This is a genomic window from Nocardiopsis sp. iso_186 (assembly GCF_056173365.1).
Genome location: NZ_CM149670.1, coordinates 5,234,087 through 5,258,402 on the forward strand (window position 1 = coordinate 5,234,087; position 24,316 = coordinate 5,258,402).

At 67.3% G+C, this 24,316-nt stretch carries 25 protein-coding genes; 7 read left to right on the plus strand and 18 right to left on the minus strand.

What is annotated here, in order from left to right; all coding sequences use genetic code 11:
* Nucleotides 1-21 precede the first annotated feature (21 nt).
* From AC0VYP_RS22775 to AC0VYP_RS22785, 3 genes are all read right to left on the minus strand, one after another.
* Nucleotides 22-819: an alpha/beta fold hydrolase gene (locus AC0VYP_RS22775; protein ID WP_285758302.1), complete on the minus strand. Its 798-nt coding sequence runs from the start codon at nt 817-819 to the stop codon at nt 22-24.
* A 119-nt stretch (nt 820-938) separates the two neighbouring features.
* Complete coding sequence (locus tag AC0VYP_RS22780; RefSeq protein WP_475471755.1) at nt 939-2,729, minus strand: serine/threonine-protein kinase; 1,791 nt, start codon at nt 2,727-2,729, stop codon at nt 939-941.
* 297 nt (nt 2,730-3,026) lie between these two features.
* Nucleotides 3,027-3,227 (minus strand): DUF6243 family protein, encoded by a 201-nt coding sequence (locus AC0VYP_RS22785; RefSeq protein ID WP_285758299.1) that lies wholly within the window; start codon nt 3,225-3,227, stop codon nt 3,027-3,029.
* Nucleotides 3,228-3,740: 513 nt separating this feature from the next.
* Here AC0VYP_RS22785 and AC0VYP_RS22790 point away from each other — a divergent pair.
* Nucleotides 3,741-4,565: an SURF1 family protein gene (locus AC0VYP_RS22790; protein ID WP_285758297.1), complete on the plus strand. Its 825-nt coding sequence runs from the start codon at nt 3,741-3,743 to the stop codon at nt 4,563-4,565.
* Here the strand turns inward: AC0VYP_RS22790 and AC0VYP_RS22795 are convergent.
* Together AC0VYP_RS22795 and AC0VYP_RS22800 are read right to left on the minus strand one after the other, a co-directional pair.
* The gene (locus tag AC0VYP_RS22795) at nt 4,532-4,960 is read right to left on the minus strand and encodes a DUF3817 domain-containing protein (protein WP_285758295.1); all 429 of its coding nucleotides are present in this window, start codon (nt 4,958-4,960) and stop codon (nt 4,532-4,534) included. The two genes, AC0VYP_RS22790 and AC0VYP_RS22795, sit on opposite strands and share 34 nt — an antisense overlap.
* Before the next feature lie 136 nt (nt 4,961-5,096).
* Complete coding sequence (locus AC0VYP_RS22800; protein WP_285758293.1) at nt 5,097-6,638, minus strand: glycosyltransferase family 2 protein; 1,542 nt, start codon at nt 6,636-6,638, stop codon at nt 5,097-5,099.
* Nucleotides 6,639-7,012: 374 nt separating this feature from the next.
* Here AC0VYP_RS22800 and AC0VYP_RS22805 point away from each other — a divergent pair, with 374 nt between their 5' ends.
* From AC0VYP_RS22805 to AC0VYP_RS22815, 3 genes are all read left to right on the plus strand, one after another.
* A complete protein-coding gene (locus tag AC0VYP_RS22805; RefSeq protein ID WP_475471758.1) occupies nt 7,013-7,729 on the plus strand; it encodes a WbqC family protein in 717 nt (238 codons plus the stop codon).
* 95 nt (nt 7,730-7,824) lie between these two features.
* On the plus strand, nt 7,825-8,538 hold the full coding sequence (locus tag AC0VYP_RS22810; protein WP_285758290.1) for a PIG-L deacetylase family protein: 714 nt from the start codon (nt 7,825-7,827) through the stop codon (nt 8,536-8,538).
* Between the two features lie 92 nt (nt 8,539-8,630).
* A complete protein-coding gene (locus AC0VYP_RS22815) occupies nt 8,631-9,632 on the plus strand; it encodes an NAD-dependent epimerase/dehydratase family protein (protein ID WP_475471761.1) in 1,002 nt (333 codons plus the stop codon).
* Between the two features lie 36 nt (nt 9,633-9,668).
* Here the strand turns inward: AC0VYP_RS22815 and AC0VYP_RS22820 are convergent, their stop codons facing one another.
* Nucleotides 9,669-10,034 (minus strand): DUF202 domain-containing protein, encoded by a 366-nt coding sequence (locus tag AC0VYP_RS22820; protein ID WP_285758288.1) that lies wholly within the window; start codon nt 10,032-10,034, stop codon nt 9,669-9,671.
* Complete coding sequence (locus tag AC0VYP_RS22825) at nt 10,031-10,396, minus strand: YidH family protein (protein ID WP_475471763.1); 366 nt, start codon at nt 10,394-10,396, stop codon at nt 10,031-10,033. The genes AC0VYP_RS22820 and AC0VYP_RS22825 overlap by 4 nt, the downstream gene beginning before the upstream one ends.
* Nucleotides 10,397-10,631: 235 nt before the next feature.
* Here AC0VYP_RS22825 and trxA point away from each other — a divergent pair, with 235 nt between their 5' ends.
* Nucleotides 10,632-11,018, plus strand: a complete 387-nt coding sequence (trxA, locus tag AC0VYP_RS22830; protein WP_475471764.1) for a thioredoxin — start codon at nt 10,632-10,634, stop codon at nt 11,016-11,018.
* Between the two features lie 246 nt (nt 11,019-11,264).
* Here trxA and AC0VYP_RS22835 read toward each other — a convergent pair whose 3' ends face one another.
* The 4 genes from AC0VYP_RS22835 to AC0VYP_RS22850 all read right to left on the minus strand — a co-directional run bounded on the left by AC0VYP_RS22835 (nt 11,265) and on the right by AC0VYP_RS22850 (nt 14,220).
* Entirely contained in the window at nt 11,265-11,948 is a 684-nt protein-coding gene (locus AC0VYP_RS22835) for a spermidine synthase family protein (protein WP_475471765.1), read from the minus strand.
* Nucleotides 11,949-11,971: 23 nt separating this feature from the next.
* Nucleotides 11,972-12,826, minus strand: coding sequence for an ATP phosphoribosyltransferase (gene hisG, locus AC0VYP_RS22840; protein WP_285758281.1), 855 nt, complete (start codon nt 12,824-12,826; stop codon nt 11,972-11,974).
* A gap of 88 nt (nt 12,827-12,914) precedes the next feature.
* Complete coding sequence (locus AC0VYP_RS22845) at nt 12,915-13,178, minus strand: phosphoribosyl-ATP diphosphatase (RefSeq protein ID WP_285758279.1); 264 nt, start codon at nt 13,176-13,178, stop codon at nt 12,915-12,917.
* A 178-nt stretch (nt 13,179-13,356) separates the two neighbouring features.
* Nucleotides 13,357-14,220, minus strand: coding sequence for an SDR family NAD(P)-dependent oxidoreductase (locus tag AC0VYP_RS22850; RefSeq protein WP_285758278.1), 864 nt, complete (start codon nt 14,218-14,220; stop codon nt 13,357-13,359).
* Nucleotides 14,221-14,489: 269 nt separating this feature from the next.
* Here AC0VYP_RS22850 and AC0VYP_RS22855 point away from each other — a divergent pair, with 269 nt between their 5' ends.
* Nucleotides 14,490-15,182 (plus strand): class I SAM-dependent methyltransferase, encoded by a 693-nt coding sequence (locus tag AC0VYP_RS22855; protein WP_285758276.1) that lies wholly within the window; start codon nt 14,490-14,492, stop codon nt 15,180-15,182.
* A 137-nt stretch (nt 15,183-15,319) separates the two neighbouring features.
* On the opposite strand, the gene AC0VYP_RS22860 is transcribed toward AC0VYP_RS22855, so the two are convergent.
* From AC0VYP_RS22860 to AC0VYP_RS22890, 7 genes are all read right to left on the minus strand, one after another.
* Nucleotides 15,320-16,669, minus strand: a complete 1,350-nt coding sequence (locus AC0VYP_RS22860; protein WP_285758273.1) for a pectate lyase family protein — start codon at nt 16,667-16,669, stop codon at nt 15,320-15,322.
* A gap of 278 nt (nt 16,670-16,947) precedes the next feature.
* A complete protein-coding gene (locus AC0VYP_RS22865) occupies nt 16,948-17,199 on the minus strand; it encodes a Smr/MutS family protein (protein ID WP_285758272.1) in 252 nt (83 codons plus the stop codon).
* Between the two features lie 4 nt (nt 17,200-17,203).
* Nucleotides 17,204-18,043 carry a class I SAM-dependent methyltransferase gene (locus AC0VYP_RS22870; RefSeq protein WP_285758271.1) on the minus strand — a complete coding sequence of 280 codons (840 nt, stop codon included), beginning with the start codon at nt 18,041-18,043 and terminating at the stop codon, nt 17,204-17,206.
* Nucleotides 18,040-18,879, minus strand: coding sequence for an SURF1 family cytochrome oxidase biogenesis protein (locus tag AC0VYP_RS22875; RefSeq protein ID WP_475471769.1), 840 nt, complete (start codon nt 18,877-18,879; stop codon nt 18,040-18,042). Before AC0VYP_RS22875 ends, AC0VYP_RS22870 begins: the two co-directional genes overlap by 4 nt.
* Nucleotides 18,880-19,055: 176 nt before the next feature.
* Entirely contained in the window at nt 19,056-20,126 is a 1,071-nt protein-coding gene (locus AC0VYP_RS22880) for a chaplin family protein (RefSeq protein WP_475471771.1), read from the minus strand.
* 666 nt (nt 20,127-20,792) lie between these two features.
* The gene (locus tag AC0VYP_RS22885) at nt 20,793-22,238 is read right to left on the minus strand and encodes a catalase (RefSeq protein ID WP_285758267.1); all 1,446 of its coding nucleotides are present in this window, start codon (nt 22,236-22,238) and stop codon (nt 20,793-20,795) included.
* A gap of 93 nt (nt 22,239-22,331) precedes the next feature.
* Nucleotides 22,332-22,790 (minus strand): Fur family transcriptional regulator, encoded by a 459-nt coding sequence (locus AC0VYP_RS22890; RefSeq protein ID WP_285758266.1) that lies wholly within the window; start codon nt 22,788-22,790, stop codon nt 22,332-22,334.
* A gap of 339 nt (nt 22,791-23,129) precedes the next feature.
* Here AC0VYP_RS22890 and AC0VYP_RS22895 point away from each other — a divergent pair, with 339 nt between their 5' ends.
* Nucleotides 23,130-24,275, plus strand: coding sequence for a CapA family protein (locus AC0VYP_RS22895; RefSeq protein ID WP_475471773.1), 1,146 nt, complete (start codon nt 23,130-23,132; stop codon nt 24,273-24,275).
* Nucleotides 24,276-24,316: the final 41 nt, after the last annotated feature.

Genomic DNA, 24,316 nt, shown 5'->3' on the forward strand with positions numbered 1-24,316 from the left:
CCCGCACCGGCTTCCGCACGATCAGAACTGATCGCTGTCGGGAAACAGCCGTGCAGGGGCCAAGTGGGACATCAGGAGATCGTTGACCCTGTCGGAGCGCTCGATGTTGGCGAGATGAGCGGCACCATTGACCAGTTCGAACCGCGCGCCCGGGATGGCGCGGGCGAGACGGCGACCGTGTCCGGGGGGAGTCTCCGGATCGTGGGCAGCGGAGACGACGAGGGTGGCCGCCTGTACTTTGGCCGCCATCGCACGGTGGTCGAGGTCGGACACCGCGTCGCAGCACCCGGCGTAACCGTCTGAACCGACGCGCTCGAACTCCTCGACGAAACGGGAGACGATATCGGGCCGCTGCTCCCGGAACAACGGAGTGAACCAAGAGCGGGTGACGGCGTCGGAGACGCCGACCGTTCCTGACGCCCTGGCCTCCGCGGCCAGGCGTCTCCAGCGATGGTCGCGCGGCGCCCACGAGGTGGAGGACATGAGGGCCAACCGGGTCACCCTGGAGGGTTCCGCTGCGGCGGCCCACAGCCCGACCATGGCGCCCAGGCCGGCACCGACGACCGACACCTGCTCCAGCTCGCAGTGATCCACCAGGGACAACAGGTCCCCACCCAGTTCCTGCAGCGAGTAGGCGCCGCTGGGCGCGGGCGAGTCCCCGTGGCCTCGGTGGTTGACCCGCAGCACCCGCAGACTGCGGGTGAGCTCGGGCATCTGCGGCTCCCACATCGACCACTTCGCGCCGAGTGCCGGAATGAGCACCACCACGGGCGCGTTCCGAGGCCCGTCAAAACGGTACTGAAGGGGAACAACGGTCATCTGTGACCTCCTGGGACAGCTGGCCGAAAGCCTACCGGTATCCCCACGTGCACAAGGAGCTTTCCCCACCGTGCCACGTACGGAGGAGGGATGACCCCCCATAACGGGGGGACAGGCGATCAGTCCGTCAGCTCCCCGGTCTGGGGGAGCGGCGCCCCGCCGGCATCAGGGGCGTCGGGTTCGCTGGGGACACCGGTGTCGTCCGTGCCATCGGGGCCTCCCGGCGGCATCTCCGGCTCTTCGGGCACGTCGGGCGCATCGGGGGAGTCGGGGGCACCCGGGCTTCCGGGCACGTCGGGCGGGGTGCTCCAATCGGAGCCCTCGCTGGGAACGCCGGGCGAAGGCGGGTAATCCGGCTCGGAGGCGGGCGCGGAGGGCGACTCCTGTACCGGTGTGGCACCAGGGCCGTCCTGCTCCCCCGGATTCGGCTCCACCACTGGCGGAACACCGGATGCGGGCTCGGGCGCGGACGGCTCGGGCCCGACGTCCTCCCGTACGAACTCGACTTCCGAACGGCCAGAGGAGTCGGTGAGCTGACCGTAGAGCGTCCAGCCGACCAAGCCGCCCACCACGAGCAGCCCGGCCGCAAGCGACCAGGACCACAGGGTTCTGGACCGGCCACCGCTTGCCCCTGATCGGGTGCTTCGGTACCGACCGGTGGGCTGTTCCGCCGGGAGAGGGCCGGTGGTCGGCGCGGCAACGGATTGCGCGGCCGTCACCGGAGCCTGTCCGCGCTCCGGAACGGAGCCGCGCTGGAGTGCCCCGCTGTCCGGGGGAGGCGTGGCGGCGCGTCCAGCGGCGACGTCACCGGTCACCAGGGCGGCGAGCCCACTGCTCGTGCGCATCGGCCTGCTACCGGTGGTGGGACTGGGAATGGGGAGGGGGCTGCCGACCGTCCCTTTCTCGTACCTGCGGGTGGCGGCGGCCAGGCCGGCAAGACCGGTGGCCGGTGGGGCTTCCCCCTGCTCCTGCGCGGCTGCGGTCCCCCCGGTAGGACCGGACAGCAGTAGCGCTGCCGTCGAGGCGATCCGGGGCTGTGCGCTGGTGGCGGCGGTATACCCCTGGGAGAGGACCGTCGCGACGGGAAGGGAGGCGATCGTGGCCGGTTCGTGCCCGACCAGGACCCCCAGCACCTGGGTCGCGGTGGGCCGGCTCCCCGGTTCCTTGTTCAGACATGCCTGCAACAGGGTGCGCAGGGGATCGGGCACCCCGTCGAGCCGGGGGCTCTCGTTGAGGACCCGGTTGATCACGGCCGGCAGGGTCTCGTCCTGGAACGGTGAGACGCCGGTCGCCGCGAACACCATGACCCCGGCCCAGGCGAAGACGTCGGCGGCAAAGGTGACCTCGTGTCCGCGTACCTGCTCGGGCGCCATGTAGGCGGGTGTCCCCACGATGGAGGATGTCGCGGTGATGGTGGCGTCGGTGGACCGCGCGATCCCGAAGTCGATCACGCGGGGCCCGTCCGGCCCGAGGAGCACGTTGGCCGGCTTGAAGTCGCGGTGCACGACGTCGGCCTGGTGAATCGCCACCAGCGCTGTGGCCGTGGCGATGGCGAGGCGGTCCAGCGCGGTACCGGTGTGCGGCCCCTCGCCCAGAACCGCCTCGCGCAGCGAGGGTCCTTCGATGTACTCGCTGACGATGTAGGGCGGGTCGGCGTCCACGTCCTGGTCGAGCACGGCAGCCGTGCAGAAGGCCGCGACCCGGGAGGTTGCTTCGACCTCTTTGACGAAGCGGTGGCGCAGCCGGTCGTCGGTCGCCCAGGAGCCGCTCATCACCTTGATCGCGACGGGTTTCCCGCCACCGGGAGCGCGCCCGAGGTAGACGACACCCTGACCGCCCTGACCGATGCGGGCGAGCAGTTCGTAACCGCCGACGCCGGACGGGTCGGCCGGGAGTAGCGGACTGGTCATGGGGGTTCCCTCCTCCACGCGGCACTGACGTGGGCGGGCCCGAGTAAAGGCCCCGGAATTCGCCACGCTACCGGCCCAGGCGGGCAGATTCGGCCGAACCGCCCCGTCCGGTGCGGCCGTCACCGGCCGGCGAACCCCACTGTCAACCGTCCCACCAGGTCACATGCGAGCGGCCTGAAAGGGAGGAGAAATCAACACTTTTCAGGGCGAACAAACGCTATGGCGGGACAGGACCGACCACGTCCGCAAACGCCGAGTGCCCGGGCCCACACGACGGCGGCCCGGGCACGGATCACGTCACTTCTTCGCGCCGGACTCCCCGCTCTGGTCGGCCTTCTTGGCGGCCTGCTCCTTGAGCTTCTCCAGCAGTTCGCGTTTGTGCGCCAGCGGATCCGACCCGTTGCCGCCGGCTGCCGCGTCGGCGCCCTTCAGGTCCGTCCTGGACAGCTTCTTGCGCTGCCCACCCATCCCGAGCAGGCTGTTGCGCGTGCGTGCCATGGCGGTACCTCCTTTGCCCTCGTCCGTCTCGCGTCCGGGATCTGAAGCGACCGCGGGTGCGAGAGCATATGTGACCGGGCAACCGTAACTTCTCGCGGGCCGGGACCGCACTCGGTTTTCCCACTCGGGAACCGTCGGGCCCACCCCGAAAAACACCATCGGCCGCCGTCCGCGAAATCCCCCAATTCCGCAGACGGCGACCGATGTGTACGCGAAGACCGGCTCCATGTCCCCCCTCGAAACCACGGAGACGACCCTCGCTCTGGGAACGGCCTGCGACTCCTCCCCCCAGGAGTCGTGGCCTCAAAAAGTTCACGTAGCGGGTTTTTTCGTTGTATCTCTCCCGCTCTGGTAGCTAGATTACCCACAGTCCACCTGGCAAGACAACCCTACGTCACAGCGAATTACTTAAAGTAATCGCCACTCGCGTCTCTATACAACGCCAAGTCGGTCGCCGAACGCACAACAGGGGGTCCCGCTTCCCCGCTCACGTGTCGGACATAGCCTGGGCACGTGCGCTTTCCCCTTCTGCGGCCCAACTGGCTGGGCATCCACCTGACGGCACTGCTCGCCGTGCTGTGCTGCATCAGCTTCGGCTATTGGCAGTACCAGAGTGCCCAGCAGCCCGACCGGGCGACCATCACCAATCCGGTCGAGGACCTGAACCAGGCCGACGCCATCGAGGACCTGCTCGCCCCGGGCGACTACATGCCCCAGAGCCTGGCCAACGAGGCCGTGCGGGCAACCGGGGCGTTCGACACAAACGCGCAGTTGCTCGCGCCCGCGCTGTCGCCCGAGGGGCAGGAGGGGTATTACGTCATCACCCCGCTGGTGACTTCCGGAGACACCGCGGTGATCGTGAACCGCGGCTGGCTGCCGGCCGAAGCCGCGGACGCCCCCCCGCCGGCCGCAGAGGGAGAGGTGACGGTCGAGGGCTGGCTGCTGCCACCACAGAACGAGGTCGAGAAGGGCTACACCGCGATGTCGGTGCCCGACGGGCAGGTCGCCAGGATCGCTCCTGCCCTGCTGGTCAACGAATGGCCTTATCGGCTCTACGAGGGTTACGTCACCCTGGCCGGGCAGACCCCCGCACCGACCGCGGGCGCCGCCGAGGGACTGCGTGAAATTCCGCCGCCGCAGCCCCCTGAGGAGATCTCCTGGAATTTCAGGAACCTCAGCTATGCCGCACAGTGGTGGGTGTTCGCCGTCGCCGCACTTGCGTTCTGGGCCTCCCTGGTACGCCGGGAACTGGCAGACCGGCGAGCGGCGGACGGATCGGAGGACGGCCACGGGTCTGCCGGCCCTCAGCCCTCAGCAGCAGGCGCGGTCACCGACTGAGCAGGAGCAGGGGACGCGGCCTCCGCGTCCATCGCCGCCTGCTCTGTGGCGGCCACCCGCCGCTCGACGAAGAAACCGACCACCGGAATGGTCCCCGAGAGCATCACGCCGACGGTCTTGGGTGCGCTCCACCGGCGGTTCAGCGACAACCAGAGCACTACCAGCACGAAGGCCATGTAGATGTAGCCGTGCGGGACCGCGATGAACATCATCAGCGGGGTGTCGTCGCCGAACCACCGCTCCGTTCCTGCGGGGGCTCCCACGAGCGAGAAGCGCGCGCTCTCGCCGACAAGGTATTTGGCCGGCATCGCCAGGAAGGTCAGGAGCAGCAGCCAGACCGACGTGATGTAGGCCAACACGCGGTACAGCGTGAAGGGAAGACGTTTCTTGCCCAACGGGGACACCTCGACACTTGCGGCAATCGGAAACGGATACGGCCTCGCGGCGGTCACCTGCTGGGACCCGACCGCGAGACCTCTTGCCCACTGAGCCTAAGCGTCGTTCCGGGCGCCCCCTGATCGGGGCGTCCGATCAGCTATTGAGTGCCTTGCGCGTGGGGCTCTTCCACCGACCGTCCGATCGCGCGGTCCACGCCTGGGGGATGGTGCGCAGGGTCAACCAGGAATCCAGCAACCGGACGGGCAGGAAGAACAGCCCGTAGAAGAGGTAGCTGGGACGGCGACGAACCGTCGCGATGACGCAGGTCAGGATGTAGTCGGGCACGAACAGACCGACCGCGATGGCGCTCAGCGGCAGTACGGCGGTCACCGTCGCGTAACTGTCGGCGTACCAGTCGATACCCAGAACCGCACTGCCGGTGAGCATCGGAAGCAGCACGAACAGGCCGACCAGTGCGGTGGCGATGAGGGCGAGCGCGACGAACACCACTTCGAGGATGTAGAAGAACAGCGCGAACCAGAACAGGCTCGGCCAGATCCCGTGGCGCCGGACCGTCTGCCAGAACCCCAGGCTCCAACGGCGGACCTGGCTGGTGTAGTCGCCGAGACTGAACGGGTCCTGGGAGTAGGCCTTGGTGTCCGGACGCATCGAGATACGCCCCAAGCGTTTGTGATGCACCTCGAACGTCATGTTGAAGTCTTCGATGACCAACCCCTTGGGGTTGATCTCCAATTGTTTGAGCACGCTGCTGCGGTAGACGCTGGCAAACCCCGGCACGATGAAGGTCGCGCTGGTGAAACGCCAGGTCTGCCCGAACCGGATCAAGTATTGCAAGAGCCAGTAGAGGCGGTCCCGGTAGGCCGAGATGAGCCGGCCGACGACGCTTCTCTCCTGTGGCTTCCACTCGGCGACGACGAATCCGGCCACTGCGGCCACCGTGGGGTCGGCGAGCTGGCGGCGCGCGCCCTTGACGTAGTTCTCGTCCAGCACGGTGTCGGCGTCCAAGATCACTACACCGTCGTAGTTTTCGGTCAGGTCGAATTCCTGGATGACCGCCTCGATGGCTCCGGCTTTCCCGCGGTTGGTGAGGAGTTCGAGGACGTTGACACCGGTCTCCGCGGCGATGTCGGCGGTGGCGTCCCTGGAACTGTCGGACACGACGTAGATGTCCCAGCGGTTGAACAGCCGCAGGGCCGACTTGATCGCGCCGTCGATGACGGGTTCCTCGTTGTGCGCGGGGATGACGACGGCCAGCGAGATCGTCTGGTGTGCGGCCGCGGCCGCGGCCCGACCATCGGTTCCCGGCCACTCGCCGGCGACACCGGCCTCGCCCCCGGTGGCAAAAACGTGCTGGCCACGGTGCGTACCACCGCCCGTCCCCACCAGCACCCGCTCCCGCGCCGCATCGGTACGACGGACCGAGGCCCGGTGACGGGCCGGGGCTCCCCCACCGCCCCTGACCCGATGGATCGCCTCGTCGCCCAGGCGCAGCAGGCCGATCAGGGACCAGACCAACAGGTTGACGCCGAAGGCGATCCACAGCAGCAGGACGGCAGGCGTGCCTGCGGCGCCGGCTCCGAGCACGAAGTCCAGCCACCATAAGAAGAGGAGAACTCCGGTGGAGAGCGCCGTCAGACCGGCCAGCCAACTTCCGAGGAAACGCGCGGTGCGCACTGGAGAACCTCCGGTGGTAACAGGTTTCGGGCCAGCAATAATCGACAAGTGGTCGTTAAGTTGACGTTTCGCCCAAGGTGTTAGTTCACCGGACTTTGCGACCTGATCAGGCCACGGGAATCGCAAGCATCGGGCTTGCGACCAGTCTGCCCCATTGATCCAATATCCGAAGGACCTTTCTTCGCCGCAGGTGGAGCTGCACGATTTTTCCTCGTATTTGATGATGAGTCGGAGCCAAAAGTCACAAAGATATGACTTGAGAACTAAATAACCTTGCCCGGCGTGAGGATGGAGACGGCCACGTGCCGGGCCGGCCCGGCACCCCCGCCACCGGACACAGTGCGTCACAGACACCGCCGCGAAAGGGAACCACCGTGCGCGTCGCCATGCACCAGCCTCACTATCTGCCCTGGCTGGGACTCCTGGACAAGATCGACCGGTGCGATCTGTTCATCGTCCTGGACCACGTCCAGTTCGAACGCAAAGGGTGGCAGCATCGCAACTATGTGGCGTCAAAGAATGGTCCACTACTGCTCACCGTCCCGGTAATCCAACGCAGCCGGGACGAGCGAATAATGGACAAATCTATCAATAATGACTCCGATTGGCGCGAAAAACACCGGCGCACCCTGGTCGAGCACTGCTATCGAAGCGCCCCATTTCACGGCGACTTCGGAGAGGCATTCGCAGACGTGTACACCACGGAGTGGAAGAACCTGGTCAACCTGTCCCTGACCACCACCCGCTTCGTCCTGGACGCGTTCGACATCGCGACCCCCGTGATGCGTTCCAGTGAACTGGGCGAATTCCCAGGCCAAAAGAGCGAGCTCCTCGCCCAGATCAGCACGAAGGTCGGGGCCACGACCATGCTGTCGGGCGACGGCGCCAAAGGCTACGTCAACCCCGCGGTCTTCGAACACCACGGGGTGGCCGTCGAGTGGCAGAACTTCAACCACCCCGAATATCACCAAGCCAACCGGCACAACCGGGCGTTCCTGCCGCGGATGGCCGCGCTGGACCTGCTCTTCAACGCCGGACCCGAAGGCATGGAGCTGGTCCGGGCCGCCCGTTCGTGCGGGGCCGGCGCCTGACACCTGTCCGCCCTCGCAACCGCAGGTTCTCGTGTCCCCCACCGCACGCGCCCGACCGACCATCCCCCGAGTTCGACAACCGTGAAGGACGTGGAATGACGATCGACTGGCAGCGGGAACGCCTCCTTATCCTCGCCCCTCATCCAGACGACGAGACACTTGGGTGCGGGGGCCTGATGGCCAAGGCCAAAGAGGCTGGAGCAGAGGTCTACGTCCAATTCATGACGGTCGGGGACACCGCCGACAACTCGGCGAGGGGCATCTCGACGGCCCAGGAGCGGTACAGCGAGATCAAGCAGGTAGCGGACTTCTTCGAGTGGGACGGTTGGGAGATCGCCTTCCCGGGCGACGAATACCACCTGAAACTGGACCGTATTCCCCGGTTCGAACTCGCCAACACGATCGAGCAGCACAGTCCGTTGTCCATCGCGACGCTGCGGCCGACCGTCGTGATCACACCGCATTGGACGAGCTACAACCAGGATCACCAGGTCACAGCCGAGGCCGCGCACACCGCGCTGCGCCCCTCCAATAACAGCCTCCGCCACCACCCCCGGGTCGTACTGGCCTATGAGGAGGCTGCCGACCAGTGGCGTTACGACGCCGTCCCGTCGCCGAACCTCCTCGTGGAACTGACCGAGGAACACCTCTCAGCGAAGGTCAAAGCCATGGGGCTCTACTGCACCCAGGCCCACCAGCACCCGCACACCCGATCCGAGACGACCCTGCGCAGCCTGGCCGCCCTACGCGGCATGCAGACGGGGGTGGCCCTCGCCGAGGGCTACCACACGCTCCGGTTGCTGACCTGAACTCCCGGTCGCGCATCACCACGGACCTCTGCCCGATTCGGCGAAGTTCGAGAAGTCCCAGAAATTCCACCAGCTCCCTTGGAGAGATGCACGTGAAAGCAGTGGTCACCGGCGGCGCCGGATTCATCGGCTCGCACCTGAGCGACTACCTGGTCGCCCGCGGACACCGGATCGTGGTGCTGGACGACCTGTCAACCGGTTCCGAGACGAACCTCAAGCAGCTCCGGGACAACAGTTCCTTCGAACTGGTCAAGGGCTCGATCCTGGACAAGGGACTGGTCAACGACCTCATCAGCGATTGCGACACCGTGTTCCACCTGGCGGCGGCGGTCGGGGTCCACACCATCGTGGACCGGCCGCTGCAGTCGTTGCGCACCAACCTGCACGGGACGGAGAACGTGGTGGAGGCGGCCGCCGCGCACGGTGCGCGGGTCATGGTGGCCTCCACCAGCGAGGTCTACGGCAAGAACGACGCCGACGGCCTGACCGAGGACTCGGACCGCATCCTGGGGTCCGCACTGAAGAGCCGCTGGTCCTACGCCGCGGCCAAAGGCCTCGACGAGCTCGTGGCCTACGTCTACGGCCAGGAGACCGGTCTGCCCACGGTCATCACCCGGTTCTTCAACATCGTCGGTCCGCGCCAGACCGGCCGCTACGGCATGGTCGTACCGCGCTTCGTCTCCCAGGCACTCGCCGGCGAGCCCATCACCGTTTACGGCGACGGTGCGCAGCGACGCTGCTTCGGGTCGGTCTTCGACGTCGTCCCGGCCGTCGTACAGCTCATGGAGACCCCTGCGGCCTACAACCAGGCGGTCAATCTGGGCGGGTTGGAAGAGATCTCGATCCGCGGCCTCGCCGAGCGCGTGATCGAACTGACCGGTTCGACCAGCACCATCGAGTACGTTCCCTACGACGAGGCGTACGGAGAGGGGTACGAGGACATGCGACGGCGCATGCCCGACACGACGCTGGCCGGAAAACTGATCGACTACCGTCCGAGCCGCAGGCTGGACGACATCATCACCTCGATCATCGCGCACGGGCAGCCCGCCGTACCCGTCGCCTCACCCGCCCCCGAGGTTGCGGTGGCCTGAGCCACGGGTCGGCGCCGCCGCAACCGGGCCGGCCCGTCATCCCGGCACCGCGGTCAGCACGACCGCGGTGCTGAGCAGGATCACCGAACCACTGATGAGCAGAATCGCCCAGGGCCGCGCCAGCGGGGCCGGCGGCGATCCGGTGGCGTCGTCGAGCAGTCCGTGATCGGTCCGGCGCCACCGCCGCCGCAGGTGCACGATGACCACGACGGCCACCAGGGCGACGGCCAGAACCGGTAACGCCCGGCTCACCAGTTGCGCGGTGAACGCCTCGCCGGTCGCCACCAACGGCCCGCGCAGATAGAGCAACGCGACACCGACCAGCAAGAAGACCGTGCGCTGCCAGGACAGCAGCGTGCGTTCGGGCTGCAACCCACGGTCGCGATCCGGCCGGGTTCTCACGGCCAGTAGTTCCCGGCGATGACGACCGCACAGACCAGGGCGACCCCGACCGCGGTGATCAACGGCAGCGGACTGGTGGGCAGCGGACGGTCCATACGCATGGCGCGTTGCACCCGCAGCCAGCGCAGGGGCGCGTAGGCGGTGATGACCACCGCCAGTCCGGCAAGGGCCAGACCAAGCGTGAGCTGGAGCGAGGTGTTCCACTCCAATGGCACCAGGTGCAGTACCGCGACGGCTCCGGCGATCAGGGCCAGGGCGGTGCGGATCCAGGCGAGGAACGTCCGCTCGTTGGCAAGGGTGAATCGGTAGTCGGGTTCGCTGCCGCCGTTCTCTTCTCCCCCCGACGGCGGCGGATGCGACACCGGATCCACCTCCCTGCTCTCGCCTCGTGGGCGCACTGACCTGCCCCCTCTGTGCTCGAATGTACGCACGAACGGGTTTTCCTCCCAACTCGGTGGTGTTAGGGCGTTTTCCCGGGGACGACCCACCGCAGTCCGCCGCGCCTCGCGCGCTTTCCTTCGCGCAGGGGGCTTGTGGAACAAAACTGGGGGCAGGACCGCTCTAGAAGAGAGCAGAGACCCGAGCGCAGGAGATTTTGTGGGCACCATCGAGCTGACCAAGGAAAACTTCAACGAGACGTTGGAGCAGAAGGACTTCGTCCTCATCGACTTCTGGGCGTCCTGGTGCGGGCCGTGCAAGGCGTTCGCCCCGACCTTCCAGAAGGCCGCCGAGAAGCACGACGACCTCACCTTCGCCAAGATCGACACCGAAGCGGAGCAGGAGCTCGCCGCAAGCTTCGACATCCGGTCGATCCCGACCCTGATGATCGTGCGCGAGAAGACGGTCATCTACTCGCAGCCGGGCGCGCTGCCCGAGGCTGCTCTTGAGGACCTGATCAAGCAGGCCCGCGAGCTGGACATGGACGAGGTCCGCGCCCAGATCGCCAAGGACAAGGAAGAGGGCGAGACCGACGCGCCGGTCTGACCCCAAAGAGCCCTGAAGGGGTCGCCGTCCCACACGGACGACGACCCCTTCTGCTCGCGCCGGGACGGTCCGGCCGCAAATTCTCCGGCGGTCCTGTCCCGTACGTCCTGACACAGCACTCCACGGAGCCGGACCCGTCGGCTTGCGCCCCGCCGTCGGGTGGCCGTCCTGCGAACCGGTTCGCAGGACGGCCACCCGCGCCCGGAACCTTCGTCCGCAGCCCTGCCGGGGAGCCCGACGATGCCCTCAGTCCTCGGAACGGGCCAGGTAGACCAGGTCGGGGGTACCCCTGGGGGCCGGAACCTCGATCGCCTCGACCGCACCGAAGCGCTCGCGCAGCAGCCGGGCGAACCCGGGGGCGGGCATCGCACTCCAGAACGCCACGACGCCTTGCGGCGCGGTGATGGCGGCCAGCCGGTCAAGTGCGGCCGGCTCGTAGAGCAGTCCGTTGCTCTCGACGACGGTCCAGTCCGGGCCGTTGTCGATGTCCAGGCAGATCGCGTCGAAGGATCCCTCGGCCGCGGACAGCCACTCGACCAGGTCCGCGCGGGTGATGCGACACCGAGGCTCCTCGGGCAGGTGCCCCGCCACCGCACCGAGCGGTCCGGAGTGCCAGGCGATGACCTGCGGCTCCAGCTCGACCACCTGCACGTGCGCGACCCGGTCGCAGGCCAGGGCCTCGGCGGCGGAGAAGCCCACGCCCAGCCCCCCGACCAGCACCGTCAGGTTGACGCGATCGGGGGGCAGCACTGCCAGCGAGGCGCGCACCAGCGCACGCTCGGAGGAACCGTCACGGGTGTCCATGAGGAAAACGCCGTTGCTGATGATCTCGTAGTGGTCACCGACTCTCCGCAGGACCAGCTCCCCGCCCGTCACCCCCGTCGCGCGCTCGACAATGGCGGGCTCGGGGGGCTGGGCGGGGAACCGCATCAGGCGCAGGACCTTTCGACGGCCTACAGACGGCAGGCGTAAATATCGGTGACCAGGATCGCGCGGGCGCCGATCTGCCAGAGGTCGTCCATGATGCGCTGGGCGTCGCGCCGCGGAACCATGGCACGGACGGCGACCCAGCCCTCCCGGTGCAGCGGGGAGACCGTGGGACCCTCCATACCGGGGGTGAGCGCGGACGCGTCGTCGAGGCGCTCGGCGTTCACGTCGTAGTCCATCATCACGTAGTCGCGGGCCACCAGCACCCCGCGCAACCGGCGCAGCAACTGCTGCACACCAGGATCGTCCTCGATGCCCTGCCTGCCGATGACGACGGCCTCGGACTCCAGGATCGGGTCCCCGAAGATCTCCAGCCCCGCCTGACGCAACGTGGTGCCGGTGGAGACGACGTCGGCGACCGCGTCGGCCACACCCAACTGGATGGAACTCTCGACCGCGCCGTCCAGGTGGATCACCCGGGCGTCGATTCCGCGCTGCCGAAGGTATCCCTCCAGCAGTCCTTCGAACGAGGTGGCGATGCGTTTGCCGGCGAGGTCCTCGACCTTCATCGAGGCTCCGCCGCGTGCGGCGAACCGGAAGGTCGAGTGCCCGAAGCCCAGCGGCAGGATCTCCTCTGCCGGCGCACCGGAGTCCAGAAGCATGTCGCGACCGGTGATCCCGGCCTGCAGGATGCCTTCGCCGACATAGACGGCGATGTCCTTGGGGCGCAGGAAGAAGAACTCGGTGCGGTTCTCGGGATCGATGAGGACGAGCTCGCGGGAGTCCTTGCGCTGGCGGTAACCCGCCTCGCGCAGCATGGCGCTCGCGGGTTCGGAGAGCTGCCCCTTGTTGGGCACGGCGATACGGAGCTGATCGGGCATTGGAGGTGTTCCTCTGCTTCCTGGTTCAAAGCCTGCTGGACGGACGCCACGGCGGGGCCGGTCTGCGCGGGCAAAGCGCGAGGCCGGCCTACAGATGCTTGTAGACGTCCTCAAGGCGCAACCCGCGCGCCAGCATCAGAACCTGGAGGTGGTAGAGGAGCTGGGAGATCTCTTCGGCGGCTTCGTCGTCCGATTGGTACTCGGCGGCCATCCAGACCTCTGCGGCCTCCTCGACGACCTTCTTTCCGATCGCGTGCACGCCGGCGTCGAGCTGGGCGACCGTGCCCGAGTTCTCGGGTCGGGTGCGCGCCTTCTCGGACAGCTCGGCGAACAGCTCTTCGAAGGTCTTCATGATCACTTTCCTCGACTACGTGCCCTTCTACATTAGGCGCAGCCGTCCCCCGGCGTGACCCGGACCGTCCGATAGGAACTGAACCGGTGTCACATCGGAGAACGAAAAAGGCATGTTCAGGGGGATACGCCCACACTCCATCACCCGCTTCTGGCCCCCGCCCGCGGGTCGGAGACCGTTACCGGGTGAACCGGTCGGCGACCGCGCTGAAAAGTCCGCGGGGAAACACCCCGAGCAGACCACTGGCGACCTTGTACTGCGGCCCCGGAACCACACGGGAACGGCCGGCCGCCCACGCGCGCAGCGACTCGGAGACCACGTGGTCCTTGGCGACGAAGCCGATGTCGGGGACACCGGCCTCCTGGGCGTACCGGCTCATGTCGGTGCGCACGTAACCGGGGACCACGGCGGTGACCCGGACTCCGTTGCGACTGGCCTCGACGGCCACCGTCTCGGAGAACGAGAGGACGTACGCCTTGGTGGCCGCGTAGATCGCACCGCCCGGCGAGGACGGCATCAGTCCGGCGATCGAGGCGACGTTGATGATCCCGAGCAGCTGCCGCCCCTCCACGGCCGACGACCGGTTGGGGCCCCCGAGCGGCCGTCGGCCGCTCGTGGCGTTCGAGCGCTCGATCTGAACGGGGAGCACCGCGTGCGCGAGCTTGGTCAGGGCGGTGATGTTGAGCGCGATCGTGCTCTGCACGTCCGCGGGGTCCTGCCTGGCGAACTCGCCTCCGTGGCCCTGTCCTGCGTTGTTGACCAGCAGGTCGATCGGTGTGAGCTCGCCTCCCTCCCCGACACGCAGCCGCTCCTCGACCACGGCCAGGGAGTCGGGGTCGGTGAGGTCCGCGGGGATCTCCTCGACCACCACGCCGTATTGCGCAGAGAGCTCGGCCGCGAGCGCGGAGAGGGCCTCGGCGCGGCGTGCGACCAGTACGAGCGCGAAGCCGCGCTCGGCGAGTTGGCGAGCGTACTCCTCCCCGATACCGGTGGAGGCACCGGTGATCAGAGCGGTACGGGGATGGGTCCGGTGGTCACTCATAGTCGGCAATGCTATCCGCTTGGCCATCGGTTGCACGGTCCCGAAACCACGGGATCCTCATGCTCTGGCGGCCGGGGCACGTCCGTGTCCGCCCCCATCCGGCAGGTCCCGCCCACGACGGTTTTCTCGACGCGCCCGAACAGGACCGTTGCCGCCTTCTGTTCGGTGGGGAGATGGGAACAGCCCCACCAGCCCGTATCGACGCAGTGGGAGAAAAACGGACGATCAACTAACCACCGTCTTAACGGGACAGGCAGTAGCGTTCTTCTATGGCAGCGACCCAGAGCCCTTTTGAGCCCCTGCGCCTCGACCACCGACTGCGTGACGCCGGATTATTCATCCAGCAGGCATTTCAGACGTTTCGCGCGACGGGTGCGATCGCACCCAGTGGAACGGCACTGTCCACTGCACTGACCCGCTTCGTCACCCAACGGGACGACCCGACCGCCCCGATCAACATCCTGGAGGCCGGTTCGGGAACCGGGCCGGTGTCCCGGGCTATCGCCGCGCACATGCGCGAGGGCGACACCCTCGACATGGTGGAGGCGAACCCGCGCTTCACCCGGCACCTTGAGGAAATGGTGAAGACCGACCCGGTCTTCAGCAACGCCAGCGACCGTACGACCGTGCACACCGCCCTGGTGAACGACCTGGGAACCGACCGCCGCTTCGACACGATCATCTCCGGACTGCCTTTCGCCAACTTCACCGCCGATGAGGTCCGCACGATCCTGGACTATTACTTCACCGTGCTTCGTCCCGGCGGACGCCTGTCCTTCTTCGGTTACCTCTACACCAAGGAGATCAAGGCGGTCATCGCGCCGCGCGAGCAGTACCTGCGCCAGGCCCAGTCGAGCTGGGTCGTCGAGGAGTGGGTGAACCGCTACGGGATCGGCACGGACCGCATCCTGCTCAACCTGCCGCCCGCGTGGATCTTTCACCTGCGCAAACCGCTGGACTGACCTGTGGCCGAACCGGCCCCGACCCCATAGGCGACGGGGCCGGTTCGCGTGTACGACGTGCGAGCGCCCCCGGCGGAGGGGAGACACCAGGGGCGCTGCTCAGGGGAATCGTCAGGGGCGAAGCCGCTCGGCCGGCCTCAGAGGATCTGGCCGGTCCCCGCCTTGCGGACCGTGGCCGGCACCGATCGCGTCGGGTCGATCCGGTTGTGATGGGCCGGCGTCCAGGAGACCCCGGAACCGATGACGGGCTCTCGGGCCGCGTTGTAGGCGTCGAGCAGGCTCACCCGGTGCCTGGGCGCGCTGCCGTTGAGGTAGGTCCCCGACTCATGCATCGCGGTGCCCTTCCAGTGCGCGATGACCTCGGCCGGGTCGAACTCGCGGTAGGCCTCGAAGTAGTTGTTCTCCGCGTAGATCTGGGACTCCACGCCGACGCCCCAGGAGTACTCGTAGACCTTCTCGCCCGGCGGGGTCCGGGGAATCACGTAATGGTTGTTGTAGATGTGGACCTGGCCGTAGCGCACTCGGGGCGCGCGCTGGAGGATGTCCTCCCATTTGTTGTGGTGCAGGGTGACCCGGAGTTTGCCGACGTCGTGGGTGGGCGAGTCGGTACTTCCGATGAGCATGGTCTTGTCGTGGTCGTACAGATGGTTGTAGGACACGGTGACCAGGTCGGCCCCGTGCGTGATGTCCAGGAGCCCGTCGTGCTGCTGGTACTCGCGGCCGAGGTACTCCGGGAGGTCCCGGTCGAGCAGGTCGCCGTCGCTGAACTCGTTGTGGTCGATCCAGACGTTGGTCGAACGGCGCACCGAGACGTTGTCGAACTCGGAGTTCCAGTTGCCCACGGCGGTGTCGGTGGGATCCCACTGCGGGAAGCAGTCGTAGGCGTTCTCGAAGGAGATGTTGCGGATGATGACGTTGTGGACGCTCTCGACCATCATCTGCGCGCCGAGCAGCCGGGCGTCGTCACCCAGGCCGATGAGGGTGGTGTTGGAACCGATCTCGAAGATGATCTGCTCGCCCTGATTGTCCTGGGACCTGGCGCGGGCGTCCTCAAGGGGGCCGTGCGGCTCTTCGTCGGTCCCCCAGTTCTCGGGACCGTACTCGGCGAGGTAGGCGGCGAAGTCGTAATCGGGGTCGGCGTAGTGGTCGCAGCTGACCGGTCGGCCCTGCTCGTCGGTGTTGGCGTCGATGGTGCCGTCGATGAAGACGATCTTGGGGGTGTCGTTGGCGCGTCCGCCGGCCAGCGCGGCCTGCAGTTGGGCGTAGTCGCTGACGACGTGCACCTGGTCCGCGGTGGCAGCGGAGCCGCCGGTGGTCCCGGCTCCTGCGGAGGCCCAGCCGTCGTCGGGTCCCAGTACCTGGCGGGCAACCCGCTCGGCGCTGGGCGAGACGTCCGGCGCGGGCCTCTCGTCGGCCGCGACGGCACCGGCCGCCAGGAGGAGTACAGGCATCGACAGGGCGAGGCCGTAGCCGATCGTCCGTCGCATCAGGGCTCCTTGCCGCGGGAGCGCACCCGTCCTCGCCCCGGCCGAGGGCATGACGTGCGCGGTCCTCGCTATGGGGGAAGAGGGGGGCAGACTTTCCCGGAAAGCGCTTCCCGTGACGATAGTCACAGCGTTTTCCCGCTGTCAATAGCGACTGCCCCGGCGGGAAACCCCCCGGGGCAGTCGCTGCATTCGGGCCGCGTCGAGCAGAAGGACCGGGCCATCAAAGCGTTGACGCCACCCCGACCAGCAAGCGGCCACGCCCGGACCAGCCGGCTTTCTCAGTGCTTGAAGTGCACGAACAGCCGGCCGAAGTTCTTGGAGTCTTTCTCCACCCGGTGGTAGAGCGGCTTGATCTCCTTGGATTCCAGGAAGCGCAGCACCCGCTTCTTCAGCTGCCCGGAGCCCTTTCCCGGAATGATCTCCACCGTCTTGGCCTTGGTGCGCACGGCTTCGTTGATGACATCGCGCAGAGCACGATCGATGTCGGAGCCCCGGTTGTAGACGTCGTGCAGGTCGAGCTTGAGTTTCACCGGGCTAGGCCCCTTCCGGTTTGCGGGCTGCGAAGATCGCGGTTCCAGGGATCAGTTTCCCCCTGAGTGGACTCCAGCCACCCCAGACCTCGGTGTTGTCCGCAGGCCATTCAGGCTCGACGAGATCGGTCAGGAACAGCCCCGCCCCACTGATCGCCCGCACCCAGTCGCCGACCGTCTGGTGCGACTCCACGTACAGCGCGCGCCCCTGTTCGTCCTCCTCGACATAGGCGCGGCGGTCGAAGTAGGAGTCGCGCACCCGCAACCCTTCCTCACCGGGCGAGTCCGGAAAGCACCAGCGGACGGGATGGCTGACGGAGAAAGCCAGTCGGCCACCGGGGCGCAGCACCCGGGCCGTCTCGCGAAGCGCGGCGGCGGCGTCGGGAATGAAGGGAAACGCCCCGTAGGAAGAGCACACCGCATCGAAGGCGGCGTCGGCGAAGGGCAACAACTGGGCATCGGCCTGGGCCGTTGCCAACCGGCACCCGGTCGCCTCGTCGATACGGCGGGAATGGTGGAGCTGGCGCAGAGAGACATCGATGCCGACCACCTCGGTCGCTCCCTGTCCGCGCAACCACCGCCCGCACTGCCCGGCCCCGCAGCCGATCTCCAACACCCGGCCGCCGGCCAGGTCCGCGGGGTCGCCCAGGAGTCGGGCCGCGGACTCGGTCAGACCTTCCGGACCCCATACGAATTCGGCGTCGCCGAGGAACGCACCGTGCTCGGCCTGGTAATCGTCGGCCTCACGTTCCCACCACACCCGGCTTGCGCTGGCACTCTCCCCCGCGCCGGGTGCGCGGCGTGCGATCCGTTCGACGGCGGCGTCCATCAGGTCATCGGTCATGCGCCCATCTTGGCAGGCGGCCCCGTCCGCGGACCGGTGCTCGGAGGCGGTCCGGGATCGGGGCCGGAGCCCGACGCGGGCGGACCGGCGGTGCCGTTCTCGGCATCCTTGAGTTCGCGCCGGACCAGAAAGACCCAGCCCACGACCGCGATCAACGAGAACACCCACCATTGGACCGCGTAGGAGAAGTTCATGCCGGTGTCAACCTCCGGCACCGGGACCCGCTCGGGTGCCGGATCGGAGACCGGCTCCTGATCGGTCAATTCGGCGAAGCCCCCGTAGAGCGGATAAGGGACCGTCCCGGCGATGGCGTCCACGTCGATAAGCATGATCTGCCCTTCGGGCAGCCCGTCCCGAACCCGGATCCCGGTGTTCTCGGGCGTCTCGGAGAACTGGAGCCGCCCGGTGACGGTCACTTCACCGGCGGGCGGCGCAGGGACCTCCGGCTGTTCCGTGAACGTGGGGGGCTGGGGCACCCACCCCCGGTTGACCAGCAGCCCGGTGCCTTCGGACGTGACCAGCGGCGTGACGACGTAGAGACCGACCCCGCGCGCACCGTCGCGGTTGCGGACCAGGAGTTCGTGCTCGGAATCGAAGGTTCCGGTGGCGGTGACCGAACGCCACCGGTCCTCACGCGGCAAGCCGGCACCGACCTGGGCCAACTCCTCCACCGGGACCGGAGCGGCACTCAGGTTGGCCTCCTGCAACGCGACCGCCTCGGACTTGAGCACCGAGCGGTCGTACTGCCACTGGCCGAGCACGATGAAAGAGGGAATGACCAGCAGAACCAGCGCGTGGAACGCCAGCATCCGGGGTGAGATCAGAACGCGGAGCACCCCTTGAGGCTATGAGACTCCTCCGCCCCCTGCGCAGCACCCCCTCCGAAGGCGGAGGCGGTGAACCACGGCGTCACATGCGCATGACACCTTCCTGCAACGCGCGTGTGCCCCCCGACCGGTTTGTCGGGGGGCACACGCTACGCGCGAGATGAGATGGGAGGCAGGAGTACGGGCTAGCTCTCGGAGGCCGCGGCGGCGGCCTTCTTCTTACGGCTGAGGTACATCGCCGCACCGCCACCGCCGACGGCCGCGACCGCGGCTGCCACCAGGCCGCCGAGGGCGGCTCCGGTCACCGGGAGACCACCGGAGGCGACGGGCTTCTCGTCGGCCGGGGGCTCGGGCTTGTCGGTGTCCCCCGGCCCCTCGGGCTCACCGGGGCCCTCGGGCTCCTCGCGCTCGCCGTCGGGGTCTTCGGGCTTCTCGGAGGGCTTGGGCTTCTCCGGGGTCTCGGAGGGCTTGGGCTCCTCGGGCTTCTCGGGCTTCTCGGGCTTGTCCTGGCTGATCTTCTCGACGCACTCGGACTCGCCGATGCCCAGCACGCTGATGGCGTTGCCGCAGACCTTGACGGCGGTGTCCACGGGGATGTTCACCTGGTTGCCGCCGCCGATGCTGCCCGAACCGTCGGTCTGCTGACCGCCCTCGGACCCTTCACCGGCGCCGCCCTCGTTCTCCGGCGCGGCGTGGATGATGTTGACGATGGTGGTGCACTCGGCCTTGGAGACCCCCAGGACCGACACCGAGTTGCCGCAGATGTCGAGGGCGACGTTGATCGGGATGTTGACCTGGTTGCCGCCGGCGATGCTGCCCGAACCGCTGGTCTGCTGCGTGGTGGTGGAGCTCTCGGCGATCTCCTCGACCACCTTGGTGCACTTGGCCTGGGACAGGCCGGCCACGGCGATGGAGTTGCCGCAGACGTCCACGGCGGTGTCAACCGGGATGTTGATCTGGTTGCCGCCGGCGATGCTGCCCGAACCGCTGGTCTTCTGGGCGCTCTTGCCCTCGTCGCTGGCGGCGTAGACGACCCGGGAGACCTTGGTGCACTGGGCCTGGGAGATTCCCAGGACCGCCAAGGAGTTTCCGCAGATCGCGGCTTCGATGTCCACCGGGACGTTGACCTGGTTGCCGCCGGCGATGCTGCCGGAACCGCTGGTCACCTGGTCGGCGAGGGCGAAGGGGGCAAAGCCACCGACCAGACCTGCGGTGAGCAGGGCGGTGGAGGCGGTGGCGAGCATTTTCTTACGCATGTTCAGGCATGGCCTTTCGCTGACTGCGTTACGAGACGTAACCACTTGAGGGCATAGCGTCACCACGAGCGGGATCGTGAATCGCAAACCCAATACTGGAAGCCTGGGGGATTTAGCCTTTTTCTTATGACAGCAGCCAACCGACCGATTACCGGTACGAGTCGCCGGAGATAACGCAACATTGCGCTCTCATTTGCTGACGGTCCGCAACGCTAGCAGCTTTCTGTGGGACGTCGGGAATTTTTGTTCAAATCCCCTCGAAAGCTGGACGGTTGCCGCTTAACGGCTGGAGCTTCCATCTTTCCCCTAGTCAGAACGACCCTACATGGCGACGGGGGCATCAAAGAGGCCATGGCCCGCATTGCTCGAAGAACCCTCTGAATTGAGGACCGAAACCCGGACCACTGATTACTAATTTTCTTCGCAAATTAGCAGTGGACATCGAATCCACCGGTCAATAAAACATGAAAACCCTCCATATTTACCAAAAGCCTCAATCGGTAAATTAACCCTGAAAAGCGTCGGGGCCGACCGGGGCGCGGGCCGGTGAAGTCCCTGGAACCCGCCGTCGGGGGCGGAAAACACGAAGACCCGGTCGGGGATCAGCTGATCCCCGACCGGGTCCGTGCCCGGGGCCGTCAGAAGCTCCGAACGGCGCAGGCGTGTCTAGCCCTGGACGCCCAGTCCCTTGGCGACGCCACCGCCCAGGTCCGGGTGGATGTTCGTCCAGTACTCCACGACGCGCTTCTTCATGTCGGCGGTCACCTCGGGAGCCGAGGCATGGCCCACGACATTGCTCACCAGGTTGGCGCGGTCGGTCTCGGAGAGGACGTTCTCCCACAGTGCGCGGGGCTGGCTGAAGTCGTCGTCTTCCTTGTGCAGTTCGTACGCGGAGCGCACGATCTCGCCTGCCACGTGGTAGTCAGCGCCCTGGAACAGCGACTCGTCGGCCACCGGGCCGCCGACCGTGTTGGGGGCGTAGACCGGGTCCGGTGTGGCGTGATAGGTCATGGCACCGTCGCGGTTGTAGGTGTTGACCGGCGACAGAGGCCGGTTCACCGGCAGGTGCAGGTAGTTCGGCCCGATGCGGTAGCGCTGGGTGTCCGGGTAGGAGAACAGCCGGCCCTGAAGCATCTTGTCCGGGCTGGCACCGATGCCGGGCACCAGGTTCGAGGGCTGGAAGGCGGACTGCTCCAGCTCGGCGAAGTAGTTCTGCGGGTTCCGGTTCAGGGTGAACTTGCCGATGGTGATCTCGGGGTAGTCCGCGTGCGGCCAGATCTTGGTCAGGTCGAACGGGTTGAACCGGTAGTCAGCGGCGTCTTCGAACGGCATGACCTGGATGTTGACGGTCCAGGAGGGGTGGTCGCCCTTCTCGATGGCGTTCCACAGGTCGCGGCGGAACGCGTCGGGGTCCTCGGCCTCCAGGGCCTTGGCCTCACCCGCGGTCAGGTTCTCGATCCCCTGGTCGGTCTTGAAGTGGTACTTGACCCAGAACTTCTCACCGGCGGCGTTGTACCAGAGGAAGGTGTGGCTGCCGAAGCCGTGTACGTGGCGCCAGTTCTTCGGGGTACCGCGGTCGGTCATCAGGAACGTGACCTGGTGGGCCGACTCCGGGTTGAGCGTCCAGAAGTCCCACTGGTTGTTGTTGTCGCGCAGCTGGTTGTCGGCACGACGCTTCTGGGAGTGGATGAAGTCGGGGAACTTGGAGGGGTCACGCACGAAGAAGATCGGCGTGTTGTTGCCGACGAGGTCGTAGTTGCCCTCCTCGGTGTAGAACTTCAGCGCGAACCCGCGGGGGTCACGGGCGGAGTCGGGGCTGCCGAGCTCGCCGGCGACACTGGAGAAGCGCAGCAGCAGCGGGGTCTTCTTCCCCTTCTGGAAGAGGCCCGCGCGGGTGTACTGGCTGACGTCCTCGGTGATCTCGAGCTCGCCGTAAGCACCGCCGCCCTTGGCGTGCACCACGCGCTCCGGGACCCGCTCGCGGTCGAAGTGCGCCAGCTTCTGGATCAGGTAGTGGTCCTGGAGCAGGAGGGGGCCGTTGGGGCCGACGGACTGCGAGAGCCCGTCGTGGGGTGCCGGGATACCGGCGTCGTCGGTGCTGTAAGCAACCATTGCTCGCGCCTTTCTGGTGAAGCTGGCCTCGTATGAACCTGTGCCCGCCGGGAAAATCCGGCGGTCGTCTGTGGGCAGGACCCGAAGGAACCGTCAGCCGCGCGGGACGGCGGACGGCTCGGATGCATTCGGGGCCTCTCCCGTGCCTGAACGGCAGTCGGGGCAAACGCCCCAGAACACCACCTCGGCCTCGTCGATCAGATAACCGTGCGACTGGGAGGGCTCCAGGCAGGGCGCCGCTCCAGCCACGCAGTCGATGTCGGTTACCCCCTTGCAGAGGCGGCAGACGAGATGGTGGTGGTTGTCGCCGACCCTGGTCTCGTACCGCGCGGGAGAACCAGCTGGTTCGATCCGGCGGACCAACCCCGTGTCCGTAAGGGCGTGCAGGCCGTCGTACACCGCTTGGGTGGACACATGCCCGACCCTGCCCCGGACTGCGTGCGCGATGTGCTCGGCGTCCAGGTGGTTGCCCGTGCGGACCGCGTCCAGGATCGCGAGCCGCGCCGCGGTCACCCGCAGCCCGGCTCCGCGAAGGGTGGCGGCGTCGTCCATGCACGTAACCCTATGCCACTAACTGGAATTGATCAAGAAAACGAACTTCTACAGTTAAGGGGTGTCGGACACCCCCACCCTGACACCTGCCGCCGCACCCTGCATGCCGCCGAGCAGAGGACACCTGATTTTCCTGCACGATGACCGACCTGTGCCATCTACTCCCGCGACAAGCCCGTCCGCGGCTAGGATCGCGCACGACCACCCCCTCCTCCCAGCGCCGCGGCACCCCTTGTCACCAGTAACGAATGGGACTCATGGGGGGCCGGACGGCAACTAACGCCTCACCCCGGACGTCCAATCTCCTAGCTGGTCAACCCATTCCTTCCAGGAGTCCTTGTGTCCCCTGCCCCCCGCCCTTTCGCCCCCTACGGCCGCCCGTTGCGCCTCGGAGCACTGCTCGTCGCAACGACCGCCCTCGCCACCGCGTGTGGAGACGGCGACGAACCGGTCCCCATCGAGACGGCGGCCGCATCGACACCAGCAGCCTCCGCGACCCCGAGCCCATCGGAGGCCGCACGGCAGCCCTACACCGTTGCCATCGGCGGTGACGTCATGTTCGAGGGCATGCTGCGTCAGCGACTCGACGCCGACCCCGCCGGTGCGCTGGGGCCGGTCGCGGAGGTCTTCCAGGAGGCCGACGTGAGCATGGTCAACCTGGAGACGGCGGTCACCGACGGCGGCACCCAGGCCCCAGGGAAGGAATTCGCCTTCCGCGCGCCGGACACCGTTTTCACCGCGCTGCAGGAGGCCGGGGTGAACGTGGCCACCCTGGCCAACAACCACGGCATGGACTTCGGTCCGGATGGTCTCGCCGACACCCTGAACAACGCCGAGGCTGCGGGATTCCCCCTGGTAGGAGCGGGCCTCGACGCCGACGGGGCGTACTCTCCCGAGATCTTCGAGGTCAACGGCAACACGCTGGCGGTCATCGGCGCCACCGATGTCCTCGACGACCACCTGATGACGGAGTGGACGGCCGGTGCGGGCAAGCCCGGCCTGGCCAGCACCAAGGGCGAGATGCTGCCGCGCGCGATCCAGGCGGTCCAGGACGCCAAGGCCGAGGCCGACGCCGTCATCGTCTTCCTGCACTGGGGACGCGAGGGCGATCACTGCCCGTTGCCGCACGCCCCCGACCTCGCACGGCAACTCATCGGTGCGGGCGCGACCGCTGTTGTCGGTGGGCATGCCCACGTGGTGAGCCCCGGCGGATATATGGGCGACTCCTACGTGCACTACGGGCTGGGCAACTTCGTCTTCTACAACTTCGACGGCCCCACCGCCGAGACCGGTGTACTCCGACTGACCTTGGAGGGCGACCGGATCATCGAGGACGAGTGGCTTCCCGGCCAGATCGAGGGCGGCGTCCCGATCCTGAGCGACGGACCGGCCGCCGAGCGCGGGCTGGCGTCCTTCGAGGGATACCGGGACCAGTGCGGAGATGCCGGCGTGGCAGCCCAGAGCGAGACCGCTCCGGCCCCCTGAGTCGTTGTCCGGTGTCGTCGCGCGGAGTTTCCGCGCGACGG